The following is a 17,938-nucleotide window of genomic DNA, read 5'->3' as shown; positions in this document are numbered from 1 at the left end:
ACAAACACGCGCCCTTCCCTCGCCGGAAGGACGCGATCACCATAAAAACAGGAGCGGCACCATGTCCATGGCAGGCAAGACGATCGATATTCCCGATCTCATCAATAACAACAGGATCGGCTCCTTCCAGATCGGCATGCTGATCCTGTGCGGGCTGTGCGTCATCATGGATGGTTTCGACGTGCAGGCGATGGGCTACGTGGCGCCCGCCATCATCGCGGACTGGCATGTGAGCAAGGCCAACCTGGGTCCCGTGTTCGGCGCGGGCCTGCTGGGCATGCTGGTCGGCTCGCTCGTGTTCAGCATCACGGCCGACAAATTCGGCCGCCGCCCGGTGCTGATCGGCTCGACCATCTTCTTTTCCCTCTGCATGCTGGTCACGCCGCTGGCAACCAACATCGAGCAATTGCAGCTGATACGCTTCATTACCGGGCTGGGCCTGGGCGCCGTGATGCCGAACGCCATGGCGCTGGCCGGCGAATACAGCCCCCTGCGCAGGAAAGTCACCCTGATGATGCTGGTCTCGTGCGGCTTTACCCTGGGCGCCGTGCTCGGCGGTTTATTGTCCGCCGCGCTGATTCCCGCCTTCGGCTGGCAATCCGTGTTTTACGTGGGCGGCGTGGTGCCGCTCGTCATCGGCGTGCTGATGTTCTTCCTGCTGCCGGAATCGATGCAATTCCTCGTGCTGAAAAAACGCAAGCTGGACAAGGTGGCGCAGTGGTTGAAACGCATCGATCCGACGGTGAGCATCACGGCCGACACGCAGTATGTCGTGCATGAGAAGGAACACAAGGGCGCGCCCGTGCTGCAATTGTTTACGGGCGGCCGCGCCAAGATGACGATACTGCTGTGGGTCATCAACTTCATGAACTTGCTGAACCTGTATTTCCTGTCGAACTGGCTGCCGACGATCGCCAAGGAAGCGGGCTTGTCGACCGCCAACGCCGTGCTGGCCGGCACGGCCCTGCAAGTGGGCGGCACCCTCGGCACCCTCGTCATGGGCCAGCTGATCGACCGCTCGAGCTTCCGCCGCATCCTGCTGCCGTGCTTCCTCGTTGCCGCCGTCGCCATTGCCCTGATCGGCCGTCCGGACGTGTCGCTGGCCTTCCTGTTCATCACGATTTTCATCGCCGGCTTTTGCGTGGTGGGCGGCCAGCCTGCCGTCAACGCCCTGGCGGCCAGCTACTACCCGACCACCCTGCGCTCGACGGGCATAGGCTGGAGCCTGGGCGTGGGCCGCATCGGCTCCATCATCGGTCCCGTGCTCGGTGGCGAGTTGATCCGCCTGAACTGGCCCAACAGCACGATCTTCCTCGTCGTCGCCATCCCCGCCGTCGTCTCGGCCGCCATGGTCTTTGCCATGCGCGGCGGACCGCAAACGGCCGCCAAAGCCTAGGGCCGCCGTCCGCGCGCCCGCCCCTGGCCGGGTGGCGCGCGGCAAAATTAGGCTATGGCGCCCTTCGTCGTTTAAGATGACGTTTTACCAGCCCATCTTCAGCGCCCCCATGCACAATGTCTTGCTAGTCCTGCTCGCCCTCTTCCTGGTCGCGCTGAACGGTTTTTTTGTTGCCGCCGAGTTTGGCATCGTCACCTTGCGGCGCACACGCATCCGCGCCATCGCCAAGACGCAGGGACTGCGGGGCCGCATCCTGGCCAAGGTGCATGGCCAGCTGGACGCCTATCTGTCCGCCTGCCAGCTGGGCATCACCCTGGCGTCGCTGGGCCTGGGCTGGGTCGGCGAACCGGCATTCGCCGGCCTGCTCGAGCCGCTGTTCGGCGCCATCGGCGTCACCTCGCAAGAGCTGATCCATGGCGTGTCCTTCGTCGTCGCCTTCAGCGTGATTTCCTTCCTGCATATCGTCGTGGGCGAGCTGGCACCCAAATCGATGGCCATCCGCAACCCGGAAGCCGTGGGCCTGTGGAGCGCGATTCCCCTGTACGGCTTTTACTGGACCATGTACCCGGCCATCTACCTGCTCAACGCCAGCGCCAACTGGGTGCTGCGCCTGGCGGGCCTGTCCGGCAAGGGCGGCCACGACGCCCATTACTCGTCCGAAGAACTGAAACTGATCCTGCGCACCAGCCAGCCCGGCGAAAAGTTTACGCGCGACGAGCGCAACATCCTGGCCCAGTCGCTCGATTTCGAACAGATGACGGTGTCGGACCTGATGCGCCCGATCAATGAAGTAATCGCCCTGCACGCCTCGAACACCCTGGAAGAAAACCTCGACACGGTGCTGCGCAACCGCTTCAGCCGCTATCCGTATTTCGACACGAATGAAGACGACGTGCTGGGCGTGGTGCACCTGAAGGATCTGTTCTTTGCCCAGCAGGCGGGCAAGCCGATCACCTCGCTCACGCCGTTCCTGCGTCCCGTCGACATCATTTCCGCGCGCACGCCGGCGCTGGAACTGTTCCGGCGCTTTCGCGACGGCGCGCCCCACTTCGCCCTGATCGGCGAAAAGGGCAAGCGCCCGCTGGGTTTCATCACCCTGGACAACTTGCTCGGCGCCATGGTCGGCGAAATCCGCGACGAATTCCGCCGCAATGAAAACGACTGGCTCAAGCAAAGCGACGGCACCCTGATCGGCAAGGCCAGCCTGCCCATCTTTTCGCTCGAACGCATCCTCGGCATCGATATCGAAAACGAGGAGCTGGGACTGGACGACGTGGAATCGGTGGGCGGCCTGATCATGGTCAAGCTCGGTGACATTCCGAAGCAGGGCCAGCGCATCACCTTTGTCGACTTCGACATCGTCGTCAAGAAGATGAACGGACCCCGCATCGTGCTCATTAAAGTGATCCCGAAGCAGGAACGGGATCTGGATGCCGATTTAAGAGATTAATTACTTCTTGCTCGTCAGGGTATCTTTGCCCTGCGGCACGGTGGTCTCGCCCACCGTCCACGTTTGCAGCAAGCTGTACAGCACCGCCAGCAGGGTCGGCCCGATAAAGATGCCGACGAAGCCGAAGGCCAGCACACCGCCCAGCACGCCGAGCAACACCAGCAAAAACGGCAGGCTGCTGCCCCGGCTGATCAGCATGGGTTTGACGACGTTATCCACGCCGCTGATCAGCAAGGCGCCCCACACCAGCATGAAGATGCCCCAGCCCGTCTGGCCGTCGGAAAACAGCCAGATGGCGGCGCCGCCCCAGATCAGGGGCGGTCCGACGGGGATCAGCGAAAAGATGAAGGTGGCCACGCCCAGCAGGGCCACGGCCGGCACGCCGGCGATCAGAAAGCCGACCACGGCCACCAGCGCCTGCGCCAGCGCCGTACCCAGCAAACCGTACATGACGCCGCGCACGGTGCGGCTGATGGTCAGGCCCACGCCCGGCGCGCTGTCGCCGATGATGCGCCCGGCGCCCGTCATCAGGGCGCGGCTCAGCTGCTGGCCGTCGCGGTAGAGGAAGAAGCTGACGAACACGGCCAGGCTGGTCTGCGCCAGGCCCGTACCCAGCAGGATGCCGCCGGAGGCGAGGAAATGGCGCGCCGGCTCCAGCATCGTCTTGCCCAGATTGAGTAATTCCTCGCGGTCACCGAGCAGGCGCTCCACGTAGCCGGCGATGGTTTCGCCCACCACGGGAATGCTGGCCAGCCAGGCCGGCGGATGCAGGCCGCCCGCTTCCAGCGCGGCGCGCAACTGTTCATAGATGCGCGACACATTGTCGGCCAGATTGTAGGTGACGAGGGCCAGCGGCAGCACGATGACGAGCAGCAGCGACAGGGTCATGATGGCGGCCGCCCAGTTGCGCCGGCCTTTCAGGCGTTCCAGCAGCAGCAGATACAGGGGCCAGCTGGAAATACCCACGCAGGCGGCAAACAGCATGGCGGCCAGGAAGGGCCGCAAGACGAAAAAGCAGCCGATCAACAAAAAGATGATGGCTGCCAGGCGGGCGTGGGGCTCGAAACGTTTGTCCATGTACTGCATATCCTGAAGATGGCGCCCTCGGGCGCGACCGGGTCAGGATAGCAGAAGTTTAAGATCGTGCGCGATGGCGGCAGGCTTTTCACCGTGGCGCACGAACAGGCGAATCTTGCCTTCGCGGTCGAAGACATAGGTGCCGGCCGTGTGGTCGACCGTGTAGCTGCTGTCCGTCTCGCCCTCGACCTTGGCGTAGTACACCTTGAATTCCTTGGCTACCTTGGCCGTCGCTTCGAGGCTGCCGTAGAGGCCCACGAAACGCTTGTCGAAGGCGGGCACGTATTGCGCCAGCAATTGCTGCGTGTCGCGCTCGGGGTCGACCGTGACGAACAGCACTTGCACCTGGTCCGCCTGCGGGCCCATTTCCCGCATCACCTGGGCCATGTCGGCCATGGTGGTGGGGCAGACGTCCGGGCATTGCGTGTAGCCGAAGAACATCAGCACCAGCTTGCCCTTGTAGTCGGCCAGGGTGCGCGGATGGCCCGTGTGGTCCGTCAGCGCGAACTCGCGCGCATAGCCCAGGCCCGTCACGTCCGTGTTCTTGAATGCCAGCTTCGGTACGGCAGGCTTGCCGCAGCCGGCCAGGACGGCGACCAGCGCGGCCGCCAGCAACAGGGTCAGGTATTTTTTCATGAGCCGATAGGAATGTAGTGGTCGACCAGCAAGGCCGCGAACAGCAATGCCAGGTAGATGATGGAAAAAGTAAACGCCTTGCGCGCGATCAGGTCCGTGTAGTGGCGGTACATCTTCCACGCGTAGTACAGGAAGCCGGCGTTGAGCAGCACGGCAGACGCCAGGTAGATCAGGCCGCTCATGCGCACCGCGTACGGCAGCAAGGTGGTGGCGGCCAGCGCGATCGAGTACAGCCAGACGTGGAATTGCGTGAATTGCATGCCGTGCGTGACAGGCAGCATGGGCAGGCCCGAGCGCGCGTAATCGTCGCGGCGGTACATGGCCAGGGCCCAGAAGTGCGGCGGCGTCCATACGAAAATGATCAGGACCAGCAGCCAGGCCTGCATCGGCACGTCGTTGGCGACGGCCGCCCAGCCCAGCGCGGGCGGCATGGCGCCGGACAGGCCGCCGATGACGATGTTCTGCGGCGTGGCCGGTTTCAATACCATGGTGTAGATCAGGGCATAGCCGACAAAGGTGACAAAGGTCAGCCACATGGTCAGCGGATTGACGAGGTGGTACAAAATCGCCATGCCCAGGCCGCCGATCAGCAGCGCGAACACCACGGTCTGTTTCACCGTGATGTCGCCCATGGCCATCGGGCGGCGCGCCGTGCGGGCCATGCGCGCATCGATTTCGCGCTCGGCCAGGCAATTGACGGCAAACGCGGCGCCGGCCAGCAGCCAAATACCGATGGTGCCGAACACCACCGCGTGCCAGTCGGGCAACTCTTCGCTGGCCAGGAACATGCCGATGACGGCGCAAAACACGGCCAGTTGCGTCACGCGGGGCTTGGTCAGCGCCCAATACTGGGCGATGCGGGGGGAAGGTTTACGGCTGATGGTCTGAGTAGTCATTTATGCGGTACGGGAAGGACTGGCTTGTGCCGAGGGCACTGGCGCGGAGGCGCAAGCGCGCTGAACGTTGCGCGCTACATCGAGTTGGAATTTAGCCTTGTAGTTTAACATGGTCAGCAATAACACGAGCAGCGCCGCCCCGCCGTTATGCAGGACAGCAATCGACAGCGGCCAGCTCAGGTAGATCGTCGCCAGGCCCGTGGCCGCCTGCAGGGCCAGCACCAGCGCGACCCAGCGTGCCGTGCCGCGCAGGGACGGCAGTTTCCATGCGCGAAACACGGTGTAGCCGACGCCGGCCAGCACGATGAAGGCGAAATTGCGGTGCACCCAGTGGATGGCCGTCAGCGCGGAAAACGGTAAATAATGTCCGGCGGCCGTCTTGCCCAGCTCGCGCCACAGATGGAAACCATGCTCGAAATCCATTTCCGGAATCACCTTGCCGCCGCACAGGGGGAAATCCGTGCAGGCCAGCGTGGCGTAGTTGGTACTCACCCAGCCGCCCAGCGCGATCTGCACCGTCAACAGCACGAGCGACATGACGGCCAGCGCGCGCACCGGGCGCAGCACGGCAGCGTCCGCATCGGCGCGCAGCAAGGGTTTCACGGCATGGTCCTGGCGCCCGCCCAGCCACGTCAGCATGGCCAGCAAGCCCATGCCCAGCAGCAAGTGGATGGTGACGATCACCGGCTGCAGTTTCAATGTCACCGTCCAGGCGCCGAACGCGCCCTGCAGGCAGACGAACAGGAACAGCGCCGTCGGCAGCGCGGGCGCAAATTCCTGCCGTTGGCTTTTGCGCCACTGGCGCCATGCCTGCACCATCATCGCCACGATCAAGACGCCGATGGCCATGGCCAGGTAGCGGTGCGTCATTTCGATCCAGGCCTTGACCACCGTCACGGGGCCCGTCGGCATCAGGGTTTCCGCCGCGACGATATGCTCGTGCGCAAGGAAAGGATTGGCCGAACCGTAGCAGCCGGGCCAGTCCGGGCAGCCGAGGCCGGAATCGGACAGGCGCGTAAAGCCGCCAAACATGATCAGGTCGACCGTCAGGAAGACGGCGATCCACACGAGCTTGCGGTATTTATTGGCGTCCGCGGACACCCAGACCATGGTCAGCGGCAGCAGCGCCACCAGCAGACCCGTCAGGCCCAGCTGGGCCAGCGCGGAGAGATGCATCGTCGGCATGCGGACTCCTCAACCGATCGCCGAAGCTTTGAGCAGCTTGGCGATGTCTTTCTTGATCTTGTTCGGGTCCGCGTCTTTCGGGAAACGCATCATCAGATTGCCCAGCGGATCGATCAAATACAGATGGTCGCTGGTCTTGCCTCCCGGCTCCACGGGCAGCCAGGCCTTCAGGGCGTCGCCATTGACGCGCAGCATGCTGGTGCCGTCGAATTCGCGCATCACCAGGGTGTCGAGCGGCTGGCCATCCGTCACCAGCCAGACCCGTTCCAGGCGTTCGCGCTCCTTGCCCTGCATGAGGCGCAGTTGTTGCATGTCAAACAATTGCTTCTTGCACGCTTCCAGGCAATCGGATGGCCCCGTTTGCAGCAATACCCACTTGCCCTTGAATTGCGCCAGCGGCGACGCCTTGCCGTCCAGTTCCGTCACCTGCAGCTGTGCCTCGGGGATCGGGTACAAACGCGGGTCGATCAGGGCGCCGTAATTGTTGCGGCCCGTGGGCTTGATGATGTAATACGTGAAATACGAAGCGATGATGGGAAAGGCGCACACGGCCACGACGGCCAGCAATTTCCATCGTCCCGTATTCTGCGCCTGCTTATCGTTGCTGTCTTGCGTTGTGTCAGGGCTGTTTGTTTGCACGTCGAAATCCTGTAAAGACAAAAAATAGAAAAGCCATCAGTGCCAGTGCGTACCACTGGAATGCATAGCCGCGGTGCTTGTCGGCGCCCAGGTCGGGCGCCGGCCAGTCGCGCACGGGAAGCTGGCTGGACGCTGGCGCCGTTGCTGCGGGATCAACTGTTTGTTCGAGGATAAAGGGCTGCAAGGCCAGGCCGCTCGCCTGGGCCAGCTGGCCGATATCGGCATTTTGCACGATGGCGTGCGGCGCCAAGGCCGGCGCCGTGCCCAGTTCCATCACATGGCCCGCGTTCAGGCGCGCGATGCCGGAAATCGTCACCGTGCCCGTGGGCTTGGCGTAATCGGGAATGCGCGTGCGCTCGGCATTGTTGCGCGGCAGCCAGCCTTGCGCCACCAGCACGTGCATGGCCGAACCGTCGATCCGGAACGGCGTGAGCACGTGGAAACCGGCCTGGCCCTTGTAGGGGCGGTTGTCCAGGTACACCGTCCAGGCGGGCACGAAATGGCCCGTGACGGTGATCCTGCGATATTCGATCGCTTGCGCATCGGCCGGCAGCATGGGCGCGGCCGTCAATGCCAGCGGTGCGGCCTGGTTGCCCGCCGCGAGCCGGGCCGCGCGGGCGACTTTCTCGTCGCCACGGCGCTGCTGCCATTGCGCCAGCGACACGCCCAGGGCCACCAGTAGCAGCATTACAACAAATGGAATCCATCTAAAATGGAAGCGGATACGCATTACAATGAAACCTCCTCAAGCCTGGCGCTACCATCCATGAAAATTCTCGTTGCCATCGCCTTCATCCTGATCCTGGGCAGCCTGGGCTCGGCCCTGTTCTTCCTCATGCGCGACAAGGGCAAGAGCAACCGCACGGTGCAGGCGCTGGCCCTGCGCGTGGGCTTGTCGATCACCCTGTTCCTGCTGATCCTGCTGGCGCACAAGCTCGGCTATATCCAGCCGACGGGAATTCATTAAACCCAAGGACAAATACCGGGGTCGGACCTGAAGGGGGAATGCGCCCCAATGGGGCGGATTCCAATCCCGCAGGGACCGACCCCGGCTGTACGACGGGTTTGGGGTCAGCATTCTCTTGCATCTATGGCAAAAATCCACTCATCAGAAAAAAAGCCGTACCCAGGATGTCCCGGTACGGCTTTTTTTATGGTGCCGGCGCAAGCGCTAACTGCGCGCGCCCTTCCCCGCCATTATAACCAATACACGACCACGTACAGGCCCAGCCAGACGACGTCGACAAAGTGCCAGTACCAGGCGGCGCCTTCGAAGCCGAAGTGGTGTTCCGGCGTGAAATGGCCTTTCAGCACGCGGTACAAGATGACGGACAGCATGATGGCGCCCAGGGTCACGTGGAAGCCGTGGAAACCCGTCAGCATGAAGAAGGTGGCGCCGTAGATGCCCGACGTCAATTTCAAGTTCAGTTCGCTGTAGGCGTGCATGTATTCGTAGACCTGGAAGCCCATGAAGATGGCGCCCAGTACGATGGTGGCGAACAGGAACAGGGCCGTCATGGCGCGGTGGCCGGCGCGCAGCGCGTGGTGGGAAATCGTCAAGGTGACGCCCGACGTCAGCAGCAGGGCCGTATTGATGGTTGGAATCCAGAACGGCGTCATGGTGGTGAATTCCTGCACCGTGCCGGCCGGGCCAGTATTGCCCCAGTGGGCGGCGAAATCAGGCCAGATCACCTTGTGGTCGAGGTCGGCCAGCCACGGCATCGAGATGCTGCGCGCATAGAACAGGGCGCCGAAGAAGGCGGCGAAGAACATGACTTCCGAAAAGATGAACCAGCTCATGCTCCAGCGGAAAGAGTGGTCGATGCGCTCGCTGTACAGGCCCTGCTCCGACTCGCTGATGGCGTCGCCGAACCAGAAATACAGCACCAGCAGGATCCCGGCGATGCCCAGGTAGTTCACGTACGGGCCCCAGGAGACGTCATTGACCCAGGCCGAGGCGCCGATCATGGTCAGCAGCAGGCTGGCGCCGCCCAGCATGGGCCAGCGCGACGGCCCGGGCACGAAATAATAGGGTGCGGCGGCGTGGTTGGAACTCATCATCATCTCCTCAAAAACTTGTAGGGTGGTTTTTTATAATTTATAAAACGACGAATTTAACAATTGAAATCAGGATGCCGATCAGGCAAGCCACCACCAGGAAACCGGCGATGACGATGTGCACGGGATTGAGCTTGGCCGAATCCGTGTCGAAATCGCTCTTGCGGCGCAAGCCTGTAAACGACCATACGACGGCTCGCAGCGAGTACAGGAACGACGCTTTTTCAGGCTGCTTGGATTCGCCCATGTCACTCTCCTATTGGACGGCCGGCGTCTGAGCCTGGCTCAGACCGGCAATCTCGAAAAACGTGTACGACAGGGTGATGGTCTTCACCTCTTTCGGCAGGGCCGGGTCGAGAAAGAACACCACCGGCATCTGCCGCGCTTCCTTGGCCTTCAGGGTCTGCTGCTTGAAGCAGAAGCACTCGACCTTCTTGAAATGCGGCGTGGCGCTTTGCGGCGCATAGCTGGGGATGGCTTGCGCATTGACGACGCGGTTTTGCGTGTTGACCACTTCATACATGACGGTCACCAGTTCGCCCGGATGCACCTGCATGCTCGACACGGTCGGGCGGAAGCGCCAAGGCCCCTGCGCATTGCCGTCGAACTCGACGGTGATGCTGCGCGTCGTGTCGACCTGCGTATTGTTGTCGTAAGCCACCGTGCCATCTTTTTGCGTCAGCACGTTGATGCCCATCACTTCGCAAATTTGCTTGTAGACGGGAATCAGGGCATAGCCAAAGCCGAACATCAGCACGGCAATGACGAGCAGCTTGCCCAGCATCTTGCGGTTCAGACCGCGTGTTTCCTGTTGCGCGGGCGTCGTCACGACAGCCACAGCCGTTTGGCGAACACGGACAGGAAGAAGAAGGCCGCCAGGGCGGCCAGTATCAGCCCGGTACGCAGGTTGTTCGGTTTTTTACGTTCGGTCATGACAGGCACTTTATGCAAGACGGGCCGCGCAACACGCCGGCCCGGGATACCTCATTTCACGGTCGGCGGCGTTTCAAACGTGTGGAAAGGCGCCGGGCTCGGCACGGTCCATTCCAGGCCTTCCGCGCCTTCCCATGGCTTCGCCGGCGCAGCCTTGCCGCCGCGGATGGTCGGCAAGACCACGAAGAACAGGAAGTACACCTGCATCAGGCCGAAACCGAAGCCGCCGATCGAGGCGATCATGTTGAAGTCCGTGAACTGCGCCGGATAGTCGGCGTAGCGGCGCGGCATGCCGGCCAGACCCAGGAAGTGCATGGGGAAGAAGGTCACGTTGAACGTGATCAGGGACAGCCAGAAGTGGATCTTGCCGCGCGTCTCGTTGTACATGTGGCCCGTCCATTTCGGCGACCAGTAGTAGAAGCCGGCGAACAGGGCGAACAGCGAACCGGCCACCAGCACGTAGTGGAAGTGCGCCACCACGTAATAGGTATCCTGCAGCTGGATGTCGATCGGCGTCACGGCCAGGATCAGGCCCGTGAAGCCGCCCATGGTGAACACGAAGATGAAGCCGACCGAGAACAGCATCGGCGTCTCGAACGTCATGGAACCCTTCCACATCGTGGCGATCCAGTTGAACACTTTCACGCCTGTCGGCACGGCGATCAGCATGGTCGCGTACATGAAGAACAGCTGGCTCGTCACCGGCATGCCGGTGGTAAACATGTGGTGCGCCCAGACGATGAAGGACAGGATCGCGATCGAGGCCGTGGCGTACACCATCGAGGCGTAGCCGAACAAAGGCTTGCGGGCAAACGCGGGCAGGATCTGCGAGACGATGCCGAAGGCCGGCAGAATCATGATGTAGACCTCGGGGTGGCCGAAGAACCAGAAGATGTGCTGGTACATGACGGGGTCGCCGCCGCCTGCCGCGTTAAAGAACGAGGTGCCGAAATGGCGGTCCGTCAGGGTCATGGTGATGGCGCCGGCCAGCACGGGCATGACGGCGATCAGCAGATAGGCGGTAATGAGCCAGGTCCAGCAGAACATCGGCATTTTCATCAGGGTCATGCCGGGTGCGCGCATGTTCAGGATGGTGACGATGATGTTGATCGAACCCATGATGGACGAGGCGCCCATCAGGTGCATGGCGAAAATCGCCATGTCCATGCCGGGCCCCATCTGCGTCGACAGCGGCGCATACAGGGTCCAGCCGGCAGCCGTGGCGCCGCCCGGCACGAGGAAGGACGTGGCCAGCAGCAGCGCGGCCGGTGGCAGCAACCAGAACGAGAAGTTGTTCATGCGGGCAAACGCCATGTCGGACGCGCCCACTTGCAGCGGGATCATCCAGTTGGCGTAGCCGACGAAGGCCGGCATGATGGCGCCAAACACCATCACCAGGCCGTGCATCGTGGTCAGCTGATTGAAAAATTCTGGGTGGAAAAATTGCAGGCCTGGGTGAAACAGTTCCGTGCGTATCATCAGGGCCAGCACGCCGCCCGACAGCAGCATGATGAACGAGAACCACAGGTACAGGGTACCGATATCCTTGTGGTTGGTGGCAAACAGCCAGCGGCGGTAGCCAGTCGGGTGGTCGTGGGCATGGTCGTGATCGTGACCGGCGTGGTCCAAGGTGCTCGTGCTAGTACTCATATGCGGCTCCTAATTACTTGCGTGCAGCCACGATTTCGGCTGGTTGAACGATGTTCTCTGCGGCCTTGTTCGACCACGAATTGCGCGTGTAAGTGATCACTGCGGCAATGTCCGTGTCGGACAGCTGTTTCCAGGCTGGCATTTCAGCGGGATACTTGCCGCTCTTTTGCCCGTTCAGCAAGACGTGGATCTGTGCCGCTTTCGGACCATTCACCACGGCCGAGCCGTCCAGCGGCGCGAACGCACCGGGCACGCCCTTGCCCGTCGCCTGGTGGCAGACCACGCAGTTGGCCGTATACACTTTCTCGCCCTTGACCTTCAATTCGTCGATGGTCCACACCTTGCTTGGATCATCAGCCAATGCGGCCATTTCCTTTTGTTTTACATCAACCCAGGCCTTGTAGTCTTCGTTCGATACGACCTTGACGACGATGGGCATGAACGCGTGTTCCTTGCCGCACAGCTCGGCGCAATTGCCGCGGAAGGTGCCGATATGGTCGGCCTTGAACCAGGTGTCGCGCACGAAGCCGGGAATCGCATCCTGCTTGACGCCGAAGGCGGGCACGGACCAGGCGTGGATGACGTCGTTGGCCGTCAGTACCATGCGGATCTTCTTGTTGACCGGCACGACGACTTCGTTATCGACTTCGATCAGGTAGTTTTCACCGCGTTTTTCCGTCGGCGGCGCGCCCGGCGCACCCACTTGCGAACGCGGCGTGGACAGGTTGGAAAGGAAGGAAATGCCTTCGCCTTCGCCTTTCAGGTAGTCATAGCCCCATTTCCACTGCATGCCCGTGGCCTTGATGGTGATATCGGCGTTCGAGGTATCCTTCATGCCGACGACGGTGCGCGTGGCAGGCAGGGCCATGCCGATGACGATCAGGAAAGGCACGACGGTCCAGGCGATCTCGACGGTGGTGCTTTCGTGGAAAGTGGCCGGCTTGTGGCCCAGGGACTTGCGGTGCTTGAAGATGGAGTAAAACATGACGCCGAACACGGCCACGAAGATCACCAGGCAGATGATCATCATCAGGGTGTGCAAATCGTAGATTTCATGGGCGATCTGTGTCGCCGGCGGCTGCAGATTCATTTCGAGCGGCACGGGACCGCCGGTGCCGGGATAGGTGCCGGCAGCCGGTGCCGCCGTGGCCCATCGCCCGATGCCAAACGCTGTCAAAGACAGCCCGAGCAGCAACGATTGAAGTCGCTTTGCATGTGTCATGTTTTCCCCAACCACCCAAAAAATAATGATATTTTAAACGGCTGCGGACTTCTCCGTACTGGACCGCTGCCGCTCCTCCATGAAAGCAACACGGCCGGAATACGGCCATGCGCGTCAAGCACCAGCGAATTCCATGCTGGCTGCCGCAGCAAAAACGGCGGCGCACAACCATGCTGGAACCCTGTTTTTCTTCCCCACATCGAAATGGCCTCGTGTGGAAGATGGTTACTATACTAATGCAGTAACTTCGAATTCGTCTCGCTTTGTTTTTTTTATTTTGTATGCAGCCCTTGTTTTTTCTACTTGGCAAGCTGACAAACAATCAACGATTATAATCAAGTAAACTTGAATCCATCAAGCAATAATCGGCTTTGTGCGCGCACGTCTCCCGGCCGCCGCGCGCTTTGCAACGCTTGCTGCAACATCCATGCGCGGATGCCGACCAAGTGTCGGTTTCTTTGCCCTTTTATTTGGGCTTGCGCGGCAGGTCGAAACGGATGATCGCCTCGCCGTTGCGCGTCACGCGCGGCGCGGGACGGAAGGCGTGGCCATAGATCACCTCGAAACTCAGGCCCAGCTTGCCGTCGGGACGGCGCATCTTTTCCAGCGCGGCCAGCATGCGCTGCCAGGCCGCCTTGCCCATCAGGCCGCGCCGGCGCGTGGTCAGCGGATTGCCGCCGAAGGCGCGCACGTCCGCCAGCAGTTTTTCCGCCGTGTCGTAGGTCACGGTGATGATCTCCATGTCCAGCACGGGCGTGGAAAAGCCCGTCTCGACCAGCATGTCGCCAAAGTCGTGCATGTCGACAAAGGGCAAGGCGTGCGGATACAAGTCCGCCTCGGCAAAGGCGTCGCGCACTTCGCGGAAGGTGTCGGGACCGAAACAGGAAAACATCAGCAAGCCATCGAGGCGCAGCGCGCGCCGCCATTCCGCAAACACGCGGTCGGGCTGGGCGTGCCAGTGCAGCGCCAGGTTCGACCATACGAGGTCGACGCTGTTGGCCGCCAGCGGCAAGTCGCCCAGGTCGCCGCACAGCAAATCCACACCCGCCTTGGCCGGCAAGAGTTTGCTCAGGAACTGGTTCAGGCCGGCCAGTTTCGACGCGGGCGCGCGCGCCGCCTGCATCATCGCTTGCGCTGCATCGAGACCGATGATCTGCGCGGCGGGATAATCCTTGTGCAACTGCGCCAAGTCCGCGCCCGGGCCGCAGCCGGCGTCGAGCACGCGCAAGGGCGTGATTTTCACCAGCTCCAGGCGCTCGTGCATGCGTGCCGACACTTCGCGGCGCAGGAAGTCCGATGGCGCGACGCGCGCCGGACGGGAAAAGAAATCGCGTACTTGCACCGCATCGATGGGCGCACTCATTTTGGGCGGACTGGTGGGAACTGGCATGTTGAATCGGGTGAGGTGAGATAATGTCGGCAGTGTACATGGAACGAGGCCATCGCGATGCGGACGGCCACCCGGCACCGCCTTGATGCCGCGTGGCAGGCGCTGCGGCTGTGGCTGGGCGCCACGGTGCTGCCGGCGCAATGCGCGCTGTGCGGCATGGGCTGCCCGCAAGTGCTGTGCCCGCCCTGCCGCGCGCAGTATCTGGCGCAACTGCGCCACCGCTGCCGCCAGTGCGCCAATCCGCTCGCGGACATCGAGGTGGCGTTGTTGTGCGGACGCTGTTTGCGCCACGGGCCCGCGTATGACGCCACGATCACGGCGTTTGATTATGCGGCGCCCGTCGACCAGTTGCTGCTGCAGCTGAAATTCGGCGCGCGCCTGGCGCTGGCGCCCCTGTTTGCGCAACTGCTGCATGTTGCCATTCAGCAACAACCAGAGTGGGAGGCGCCGCAGTTGCTGTGTCCGGTGCCCTTGGGCCCGGCCCGGCTGGCCGAACGGGGCTTTAATCAGGCGCTGGAAATTGCCCGTCCGCTGGCGCGCCTGCTGGACGTTCCGCTGCAGCCCCGCCTGGCGCTGCGGGTGCGCGAAACCCGGGCGCAAAGCGGCGTGGCGCCGCAGGAACGGCAAGCCAACCTGGCGCACGCATTCGCCATCGCGCCCGAACACGCCCCGCTATTGCAAGGGTGTCATGTCGGCATCGTCGACGACGTGATGAGCAGCGGCCATACCGTCAACGCCCTGGCGGCCGCCTGCAAGAGCGCGGGCGCGGCCAGGGTCAGCATACTGGTGGTGGCGCGCACGCCGCCACGCTAGCATCACTTATATAAGGAGAGCATTTTGTTTCACGTTGTTTTGGTAGAACCTGAAATCCCGCCCAATACGGGCAACGTCATCCGCCTGTGCGCGAATACGGGCGCGCAGCTGCACCTGGTCGAACCGCTGGGCTTTCCGCTCGACGATGCCAAGATGAAGCGCGCCGGCCTCGATTACCACGATTACGCCAACATGAAGGTGCACAAGAATTGGGACGCGTTCCTGGCCGACACCCAGCCCGACCCGTCCCGCATGTTCGCCATGACGACGCGCGGCTCGCGTCCGTTCGGCGACGTGGCCTTCCTGCCGGGCGACGTATTCGTATTCGGCTCGGAAACAAAGGGCTTGGAACCGGCCCTGCGCGACGGCTTTCCCGCCGAACAACGCATCCGCCTGCCGATGCGCCCGGACAACCGCAGTTTGAATCTGTCGAATACGGTGGCCGTGGTCGTCTACGAAGCGTGGCGCCAGCATGGCTACCAGGGCGGCGCGTAGGTCGGATTAGGCCCAAGGGGCCGTAATCCGACAACATTGTTGGCGTTAGTGGTGTTGTCGGATTACGCGGGGCTTTACCCCGCTAATCCGACCTACCCGTTTGCATACGGCGATCTGCGCAGCGCCAGCTGCGCGTCAACGCGCGTATCCACATCCAGCATCACCAGCTGCGTACGCAAGTCGCGCGTGGCGGCCAGCTTGCCGTTCACGTACAGATTCGTCCTGACGCCATACACGCCTTGCGACACGCCTTCCGGAAAGGTCAGCTGGAACGAGTTTTCAAAGCGCCCGCCCGACTTGTTGTTGCTGGCCAGCGCTTTCGAGCCGGACTTGAACGGCTGGCCTTGCGGATCGAGCACGACCAGCTCTTCGCGCACGTCGTTGACGCTTTGTGCGCTGCCGTTGACCAGTTCCACCACCGAATTGACCTTGAACGGCTGGCCGCGCTTGACGGTCGAGGCGCTCAGCTGCGGCGTGTACGACACCACTTGCGGCTCGCGCGGCAGCGCGCCCCGTGTGCGGATATAGTCGCGGTCGGCCTGTGCCGCCGTCTTGGTCTGGCGCGAATTGACATTGATGGCCAGGCAACCGGCCGCCGCCAGGCCGCCGCCGATGGCCGCGCCCTTCAGCGCGCCATTCTTGCCTCCCGCCAATGCCCCCAGCAGCGCTCCCACGGCCGCGCCGGCAGCGGCCGAGGTGCCCACGCTGCACGGGTCTTCATCCGTGGCCGCCTGGGTTCCGCCTTGCGGATAGGAACTATCCTGGCGTACGCCGTTCGGGTTCATCGGCGCCGTGGCGCAGCCGGCCAGCATGGCCGCGATGGTCAGCGCAGCGGCAGCGCGCATGGTAGTGTGGTTCAGCATGGTGACTCCCCAGATTGCTAATTGATCGTTGTTTCCGTCTGCAGCACTTGCCGTTCGCGCTCGCGGATGCGGCGCGACAAATTGTCGATGCGCGCATTGCCCGGATCGACGCGGCGCGCGCTTTCCAGATACGTCTTGGCCGCATCGAATTTGCCTTCCAGCAAAGAACGCTCGGCATCGCGCAGGAACGATTGCGCCATCTCGTTGCGCATGGCCGCGCCGCTATCGACGGGCGCCGTTTCCGGCGGACGGCGTTCGGCCAGCGCTGAGCGTTCGACCGCGCGCGCGGGCGCCGGTTCCTGCTGTGCCGGCATTGATACCGGCGCCGGGGCTTGGACAGAAACAGGGGCAGGCGCCGACAGCGCCCGCACGTCCGCCTTCAACTGCGGCAATTCCACCGCTTCGCGGTCGATCGCTTCCAGCCTGGCGATGCCATTTTGTGCCGCCGTCGCATCCTTGCCGTCGAGCGCCTGGCGCACGCCCACCAGCACGGACGCGGCTGCCGCCTGCTGGCGCGCCAGCTGCTTGCGCAAGGAATCGACGCTCGATGCGCCCGCGCAATCGATGTCGAGCGCGGCAATGCCCTTGGCGGCGCTCTGCAATTGATGGCCGTCGATCGCGCGCTCGATGGCGCGCACACTGCGCTGGCAGCCGCTAGACGCGGCGCCGGCCTTGCCGATGGCCGCCTGCAAATCGTCGGCCTTCGCGCTGGACTTGCCCGTGCATACATTCTTCGCCGTCGCCAGCTTCTGGCGGGCGCCGTCCAGGCTGCCATCCGCTACCAGCTTGAGGCCGCTATCGATGGCGTCATTGCAGGCCGATTCATTCTTGCCGCCCGGCTTGCCATTCATGTAGACGATGACGGCCGCCAGCACGGCGATGCCGCCCAGCCAGCGCAGCCACTTGCGCGGCGGTGATGGCACGGGTGGCACCGATGGCGGCACGGGCGCGGGCTTGGGCACGGCTTGCGGCTGGACCGGCTTCGGCGGCGCTGGCGGTGGAACGACAGCCGGTTTCGGTACCGCCTTCGGCGCAGGCGCAGGCGCCACCGGCACGGGCGGCGGCTTGGGCGCTACCGGCGGCGGTGCTGGCACTGGCAAAGGCTCTGGCACAGGCAGCGGCGGCGGCACGGCCGCGGCTGGCTGGGCAGCACCCGCCACCACGTGACCGCAGTACGGGCAATGGCTGACAACGGTCCACAGGCCCGTCTTGCATTTGTTACAAATATCCAAAAC

The 17,938-nt window shown here is 62.9% G+C and carries 21 protein-coding genes; 6 read left to right on the top strand and 15 right to left on the bottom strand.

Translation table 11 applies throughout. The features are described 5' to 3' along the window. Positions 1-61: 61 nt before the first annotated feature. Both CLU90_RS22685 and CLU90_RS22680 read left to right on the top strand, forming a co-directional pair. The gene (locus CLU90_RS22685; protein ID WP_100428963.1) at positions 62-1,396 is read left to right on the top strand and encodes an MFS transporter; all 1,335 of its coding nucleotides are present in this window, start codon (positions 62-64) and stop codon (positions 1,394-1,396) included. Positions 1,397-1,505: 109 nt separating this feature from the next. After that, positions 1,506-2,846 carry a hemolysin family protein gene (locus CLU90_RS22680; protein WP_034749482.1) on the top strand — a complete coding sequence of 447 codons (1,341 nt, stop codon included), beginning with the start codon at positions 1,506-1,508 and terminating at the stop codon, positions 2,844-2,846. Here the strand turns inward: CLU90_RS22680 and CLU90_RS22675 are convergent, their stop codons facing one another. From CLU90_RS22675 to CLU90_RS22650, 6 genes are read right to left on the bottom strand one after another with little or no spacing between them, the layout of a single operon-like run. Beyond that, complete coding sequence (locus tag CLU90_RS22675) at positions 2,847-3,923, bottom strand: AI-2E family transporter (protein WP_092716972.1); 1,077 nt, start codon at positions 3,921-3,923, stop codon at positions 2,847-2,849. Positions 3,924-3,965: 42 nt separating this feature from the next. Continuing rightward, a complete protein-coding gene (locus tag CLU90_RS22670) occupies positions 3,966-4,559 on the bottom strand; it encodes an SCO family protein (RefSeq protein WP_100428962.1) in 594 nt (197 codons plus the stop codon). After that, positions 4,556-5,455, bottom strand: a complete 900-nt coding sequence (gene cyoE / locus CLU90_RS22665) for a heme o synthase (RefSeq protein WP_100428961.1) — start codon at positions 5,453-5,455, stop codon at positions 4,556-4,558. The genes CLU90_RS22670 and cyoE overlap by 4 nt, the downstream gene beginning before the upstream one ends. Beyond that, a complete protein-coding gene (locus tag CLU90_RS22660; protein ID WP_100429544.1) occupies positions 5,456-6,631 on the bottom strand; it encodes a COX15/CtaA family protein in 1,176 nt (391 codons plus the stop codon). Positions 6,632-6,649: 18 nt separating this feature from the next. Next, complete coding sequence (locus tag CLU90_RS22655; RefSeq protein WP_100428960.1) at positions 6,650-7,279, bottom strand: SCO family protein; 630 nt, start codon at positions 7,277-7,279, stop codon at positions 6,650-6,652. After that, complete coding sequence (locus CLU90_RS22650) at positions 7,260-8,009, bottom strand: SURF1 family protein (protein ID WP_092716961.1); 750 nt, start codon at positions 8,007-8,009, stop codon at positions 7,260-7,262. The genes CLU90_RS22655 and CLU90_RS22650 overlap by 20 nt, the downstream gene beginning before the upstream one ends. A gap of 36 nt (positions 8,010-8,045) precedes the next feature. On the opposite strand from CLU90_RS22650, the gene CLU90_RS22645 reads away from it, so the two are divergent. Continuing rightward, positions 8,046-8,246, top strand: coding sequence for a twin transmembrane helix small protein (locus CLU90_RS22645; RefSeq protein ID WP_034748996.1), 201 nt, complete (start codon positions 8,046-8,048; stop codon positions 8,244-8,246). 230 nt (positions 8,247-8,476) lie between these two features. Here the strand turns inward: CLU90_RS22645 and CLU90_RS22640 are convergent, their stop codons facing one another. The 6 genes from CLU90_RS22640 to coxB are packed head-to-tail and all read right to left on the bottom strand — an operon-like array spanning position 8,477 to position 13,142. Continuing rightward, complete coding sequence (locus CLU90_RS22640) at positions 8,477-9,337, bottom strand: cytochrome c oxidase subunit 3 (RefSeq protein ID WP_092716958.1); 861 nt, start codon at positions 9,335-9,337, stop codon at positions 8,477-8,479. Positions 9,338-9,377: 40 nt separating this feature from the next. Next, a complete protein-coding gene (locus CLU90_RS22635) occupies positions 9,378-9,584 on the bottom strand; it encodes a DUF2970 domain-containing protein (protein ID WP_034749002.1) in 207 nt (68 codons plus the stop codon). Positions 9,585-9,593: 9 nt separating this feature from the next. Then, positions 9,594-10,166, bottom strand: coding sequence for a cytochrome c oxidase assembly protein (locus CLU90_RS22630; RefSeq protein ID WP_092716955.1), 573 nt, complete (start codon positions 10,164-10,166; stop codon positions 9,594-9,596). Then, on the bottom strand, positions 10,163-10,270 hold the full coding sequence (locus tag CLU90_RS29955) for a cytochrome oxidase small assembly protein (protein ID WP_217635101.1): 108 nt from the start codon (positions 10,268-10,270) through the stop codon (positions 10,163-10,165). The genes CLU90_RS22630 and CLU90_RS29955 overlap by 4 nt, the downstream gene beginning before the upstream one ends. A gap of 51 nt (positions 10,271-10,321) precedes the next feature. Then, on the bottom strand, positions 10,322-11,920 hold the full coding sequence (ctaD, locus tag CLU90_RS22625; protein ID WP_034749009.1) for a cytochrome c oxidase subunit I: 1,599 nt from the start codon (positions 11,918-11,920) through the stop codon (positions 10,322-10,324). A 13-nt stretch (positions 11,921-11,933) separates the two neighbouring features. After that, positions 11,934-13,142 (bottom strand): cytochrome c oxidase subunit II, encoded by a 1,209-nt coding sequence (coxB, locus tag CLU90_RS22620; protein ID WP_092716952.1) that lies wholly within the window; start codon positions 13,140-13,142, stop codon positions 11,934-11,936. A gap of 79 nt (positions 13,143-13,221) precedes the next feature. Between coxB and CLU90_RS29420 the strand changes: the two genes are divergently transcribed. Continuing rightward, entirely contained in the window at positions 13,222-13,485 is a 264-nt protein-coding gene (locus tag CLU90_RS29420) for a hypothetical protein (RefSeq protein WP_139178444.1), read from the top strand. Between the two features lie 123 nt (positions 13,486-13,608). Here CLU90_RS29420 and CLU90_RS22615 read toward each other — a convergent pair whose 3' ends face one another. Beyond that, positions 13,609-14,532, bottom strand: a complete 924-nt coding sequence (locus tag CLU90_RS22615; RefSeq protein WP_232731301.1) for a methyltransferase domain-containing protein — start codon at positions 14,530-14,532, stop codon at positions 13,609-13,611. A 57-nt stretch (positions 14,533-14,589) separates the two neighbouring features. Here CLU90_RS22615 and CLU90_RS22610 point away from each other — a divergent pair, with 57 nt between their 5' ends. Both CLU90_RS22610 and trmL read left to right on the top strand, forming a co-directional pair. After that, the gene (locus CLU90_RS22610) at positions 14,590-15,345 is read left to right on the top strand and encodes a ComF family protein (protein WP_100428958.1); all 756 of its coding nucleotides are present in this window, start codon (positions 14,590-14,592) and stop codon (positions 15,343-15,345) included. Between the two features lie 24 nt (positions 15,346-15,369). Then, positions 15,370-15,840, top strand: coding sequence for a tRNA (uridine(34)/cytosine(34)/5-carboxymethylaminomethyluridine(34)-2'-O)-methyltransferase TrmL (trmL, locus tag CLU90_RS22605; protein ID WP_100428957.1), 471 nt, complete (start codon positions 15,370-15,372; stop codon positions 15,838-15,840). Positions 15,841-15,932: 92 nt separating this feature from the next. On the opposite strand, the gene CLU90_RS22600 is transcribed toward trmL, so the two are convergent. Both CLU90_RS22600 and CLU90_RS22595 read right to left on the bottom strand, forming a co-directional pair. Beyond that, the gene (locus CLU90_RS22600; protein ID WP_100428956.1) at positions 15,933-16,703 is read right to left on the bottom strand and encodes a hypothetical protein; all 771 of its coding nucleotides are present in this window, start codon (positions 16,701-16,703) and stop codon (positions 15,933-15,935) included. A gap of 17 nt (positions 16,704-16,720) precedes the next feature. Then, positions 16,721-17,935: a hypothetical protein gene (locus tag CLU90_RS22595; protein WP_157808882.1), complete on the bottom strand. Its 1,215-nt coding sequence runs from the start codon at positions 17,933-17,935 to the stop codon at positions 16,721-16,723. Positions 17,936-17,938: the final 3 nt, after the last annotated feature.

This window comes from Janthinobacterium sp. 67 (assembly GCF_002797895.1).
Taxonomy (GTDB): Bacteria; Pseudomonadota; Gammaproteobacteria; order Burkholderiales; family Burkholderiaceae_D; genus Janthinobacterium.
The sequence above is the reverse complement of the archived record's forward strand: the minus strand, read 5'-3'. Positions and strand labels throughout refer to the sequence as shown.

Excerpts from the sequence above, each read along its gene's own strand:
- CLU90_RS22600 (WP_100428956.1), bottom strand. The coding sequence starts at position 16,703 with ATGCTGAACCACACTACCATGCGCGCTGCCGCTGCGCTGACCATCGCG.
- CLU90_RS22615 (WP_232731301.1), bottom strand. The coding sequence starts at position 14,532 with ATGCCAGTTCCCACCAGTCCGCCCAAAATGAGTGCGCCCATCGATGCG.
- CLU90_RS22645 (WP_034748996.1), top strand. The coding sequence starts at position 8,046 with ATGAAAATTCTCGTTGCCATCGCCTTCATCCTGATCCTGGGCAGCCTG.
- cyoE (WP_100428961.1), bottom strand. The coding sequence starts at position 5,455 with ATGACTACTCAGACCATCAGCCGTAAACCTTCCCCCCGCATCGCCCAG.
- CLU90_RS22670 (WP_100428962.1), bottom strand. The coding sequence starts at position 4,559 with ATGAAAAAATACCTGACCCTGTTGCTGGCGGCCGCGCTGGTCGCCGTC.
- CLU90_RS22640 (WP_092716958.1), bottom strand. The coding sequence starts at position 9,337 with ATGAGTTCCAACCACGCCGCCGCACCCTATTATTTCGTGCCCGGGCCG.
- CLU90_RS22635 (WP_034749002.1), bottom strand. The coding sequence starts at position 9,584 with ATGGGCGAATCCAAGCAGCCTGAAAAAGCGTCGTTCCTGTACTCGCTG.
- CLU90_RS22660 (WP_100429544.1), bottom strand. The coding sequence starts at position 6,631 with ATGCATCTCTCCGCGCTGGCCCAGCTGGGCCTGACGGGTCTGCTGGTG.
- CLU90_RS22675 (WP_092716972.1), bottom strand. The coding sequence starts at position 3,923 with ATGGACAAACGTTTCGAGCCCCACGCCCGCCTGGCAGCCATCATCTTT.
- CLU90_RS22685 (WP_100428963.1), top strand. The coding sequence starts at position 62 with ATGTCCATGGCAGGCAAGACGATCGATATTCCCGATCTCATCAATAAC.
- coxB (WP_092716952.1), bottom strand. The coding sequence starts at position 13,142 with ATGACACATGCAAAGCGACTTCAATCGTTGCTGCTCGGGCTGTCTTTG.
- CLU90_RS29420 (WP_139178444.1), top strand. The coding sequence starts at position 13,222 with ATGAAAGCAACACGGCCGGAATACGGCCATGCGCGTCAAGCACCAGCG.
- CLU90_RS29955 (WP_217635101.1), bottom strand. The coding sequence starts at position 10,270 with ATGACCGAACGTAAAAAACCGAACAACCTGCGTACCGGGCTGATACTG.
- CLU90_RS22680 (WP_034749482.1), top strand. The coding sequence starts at position 1,506 with ATGCACAATGTCTTGCTAGTCCTGCTCGCCCTCTTCCTGGTCGCGCTG.
- CLU90_RS22610 (WP_100428958.1), top strand. The coding sequence starts at position 14,590 with ATGCGGACGGCCACCCGGCACCGCCTTGATGCCGCGTGGCAGGCGCTG.
- ctaD (WP_034749009.1), bottom strand. The coding sequence starts at position 11,920 with ATGAGTACTAGCACGAGCACCTTGGACCACGCCGGTCACGATCACGAC.
- CLU90_RS22650 (WP_092716961.1), bottom strand. The coding sequence starts at position 8,009 with ATGCGTATCCGCTTCCATTTTAGATGGATTCCATTTGTTGTAATGCTG.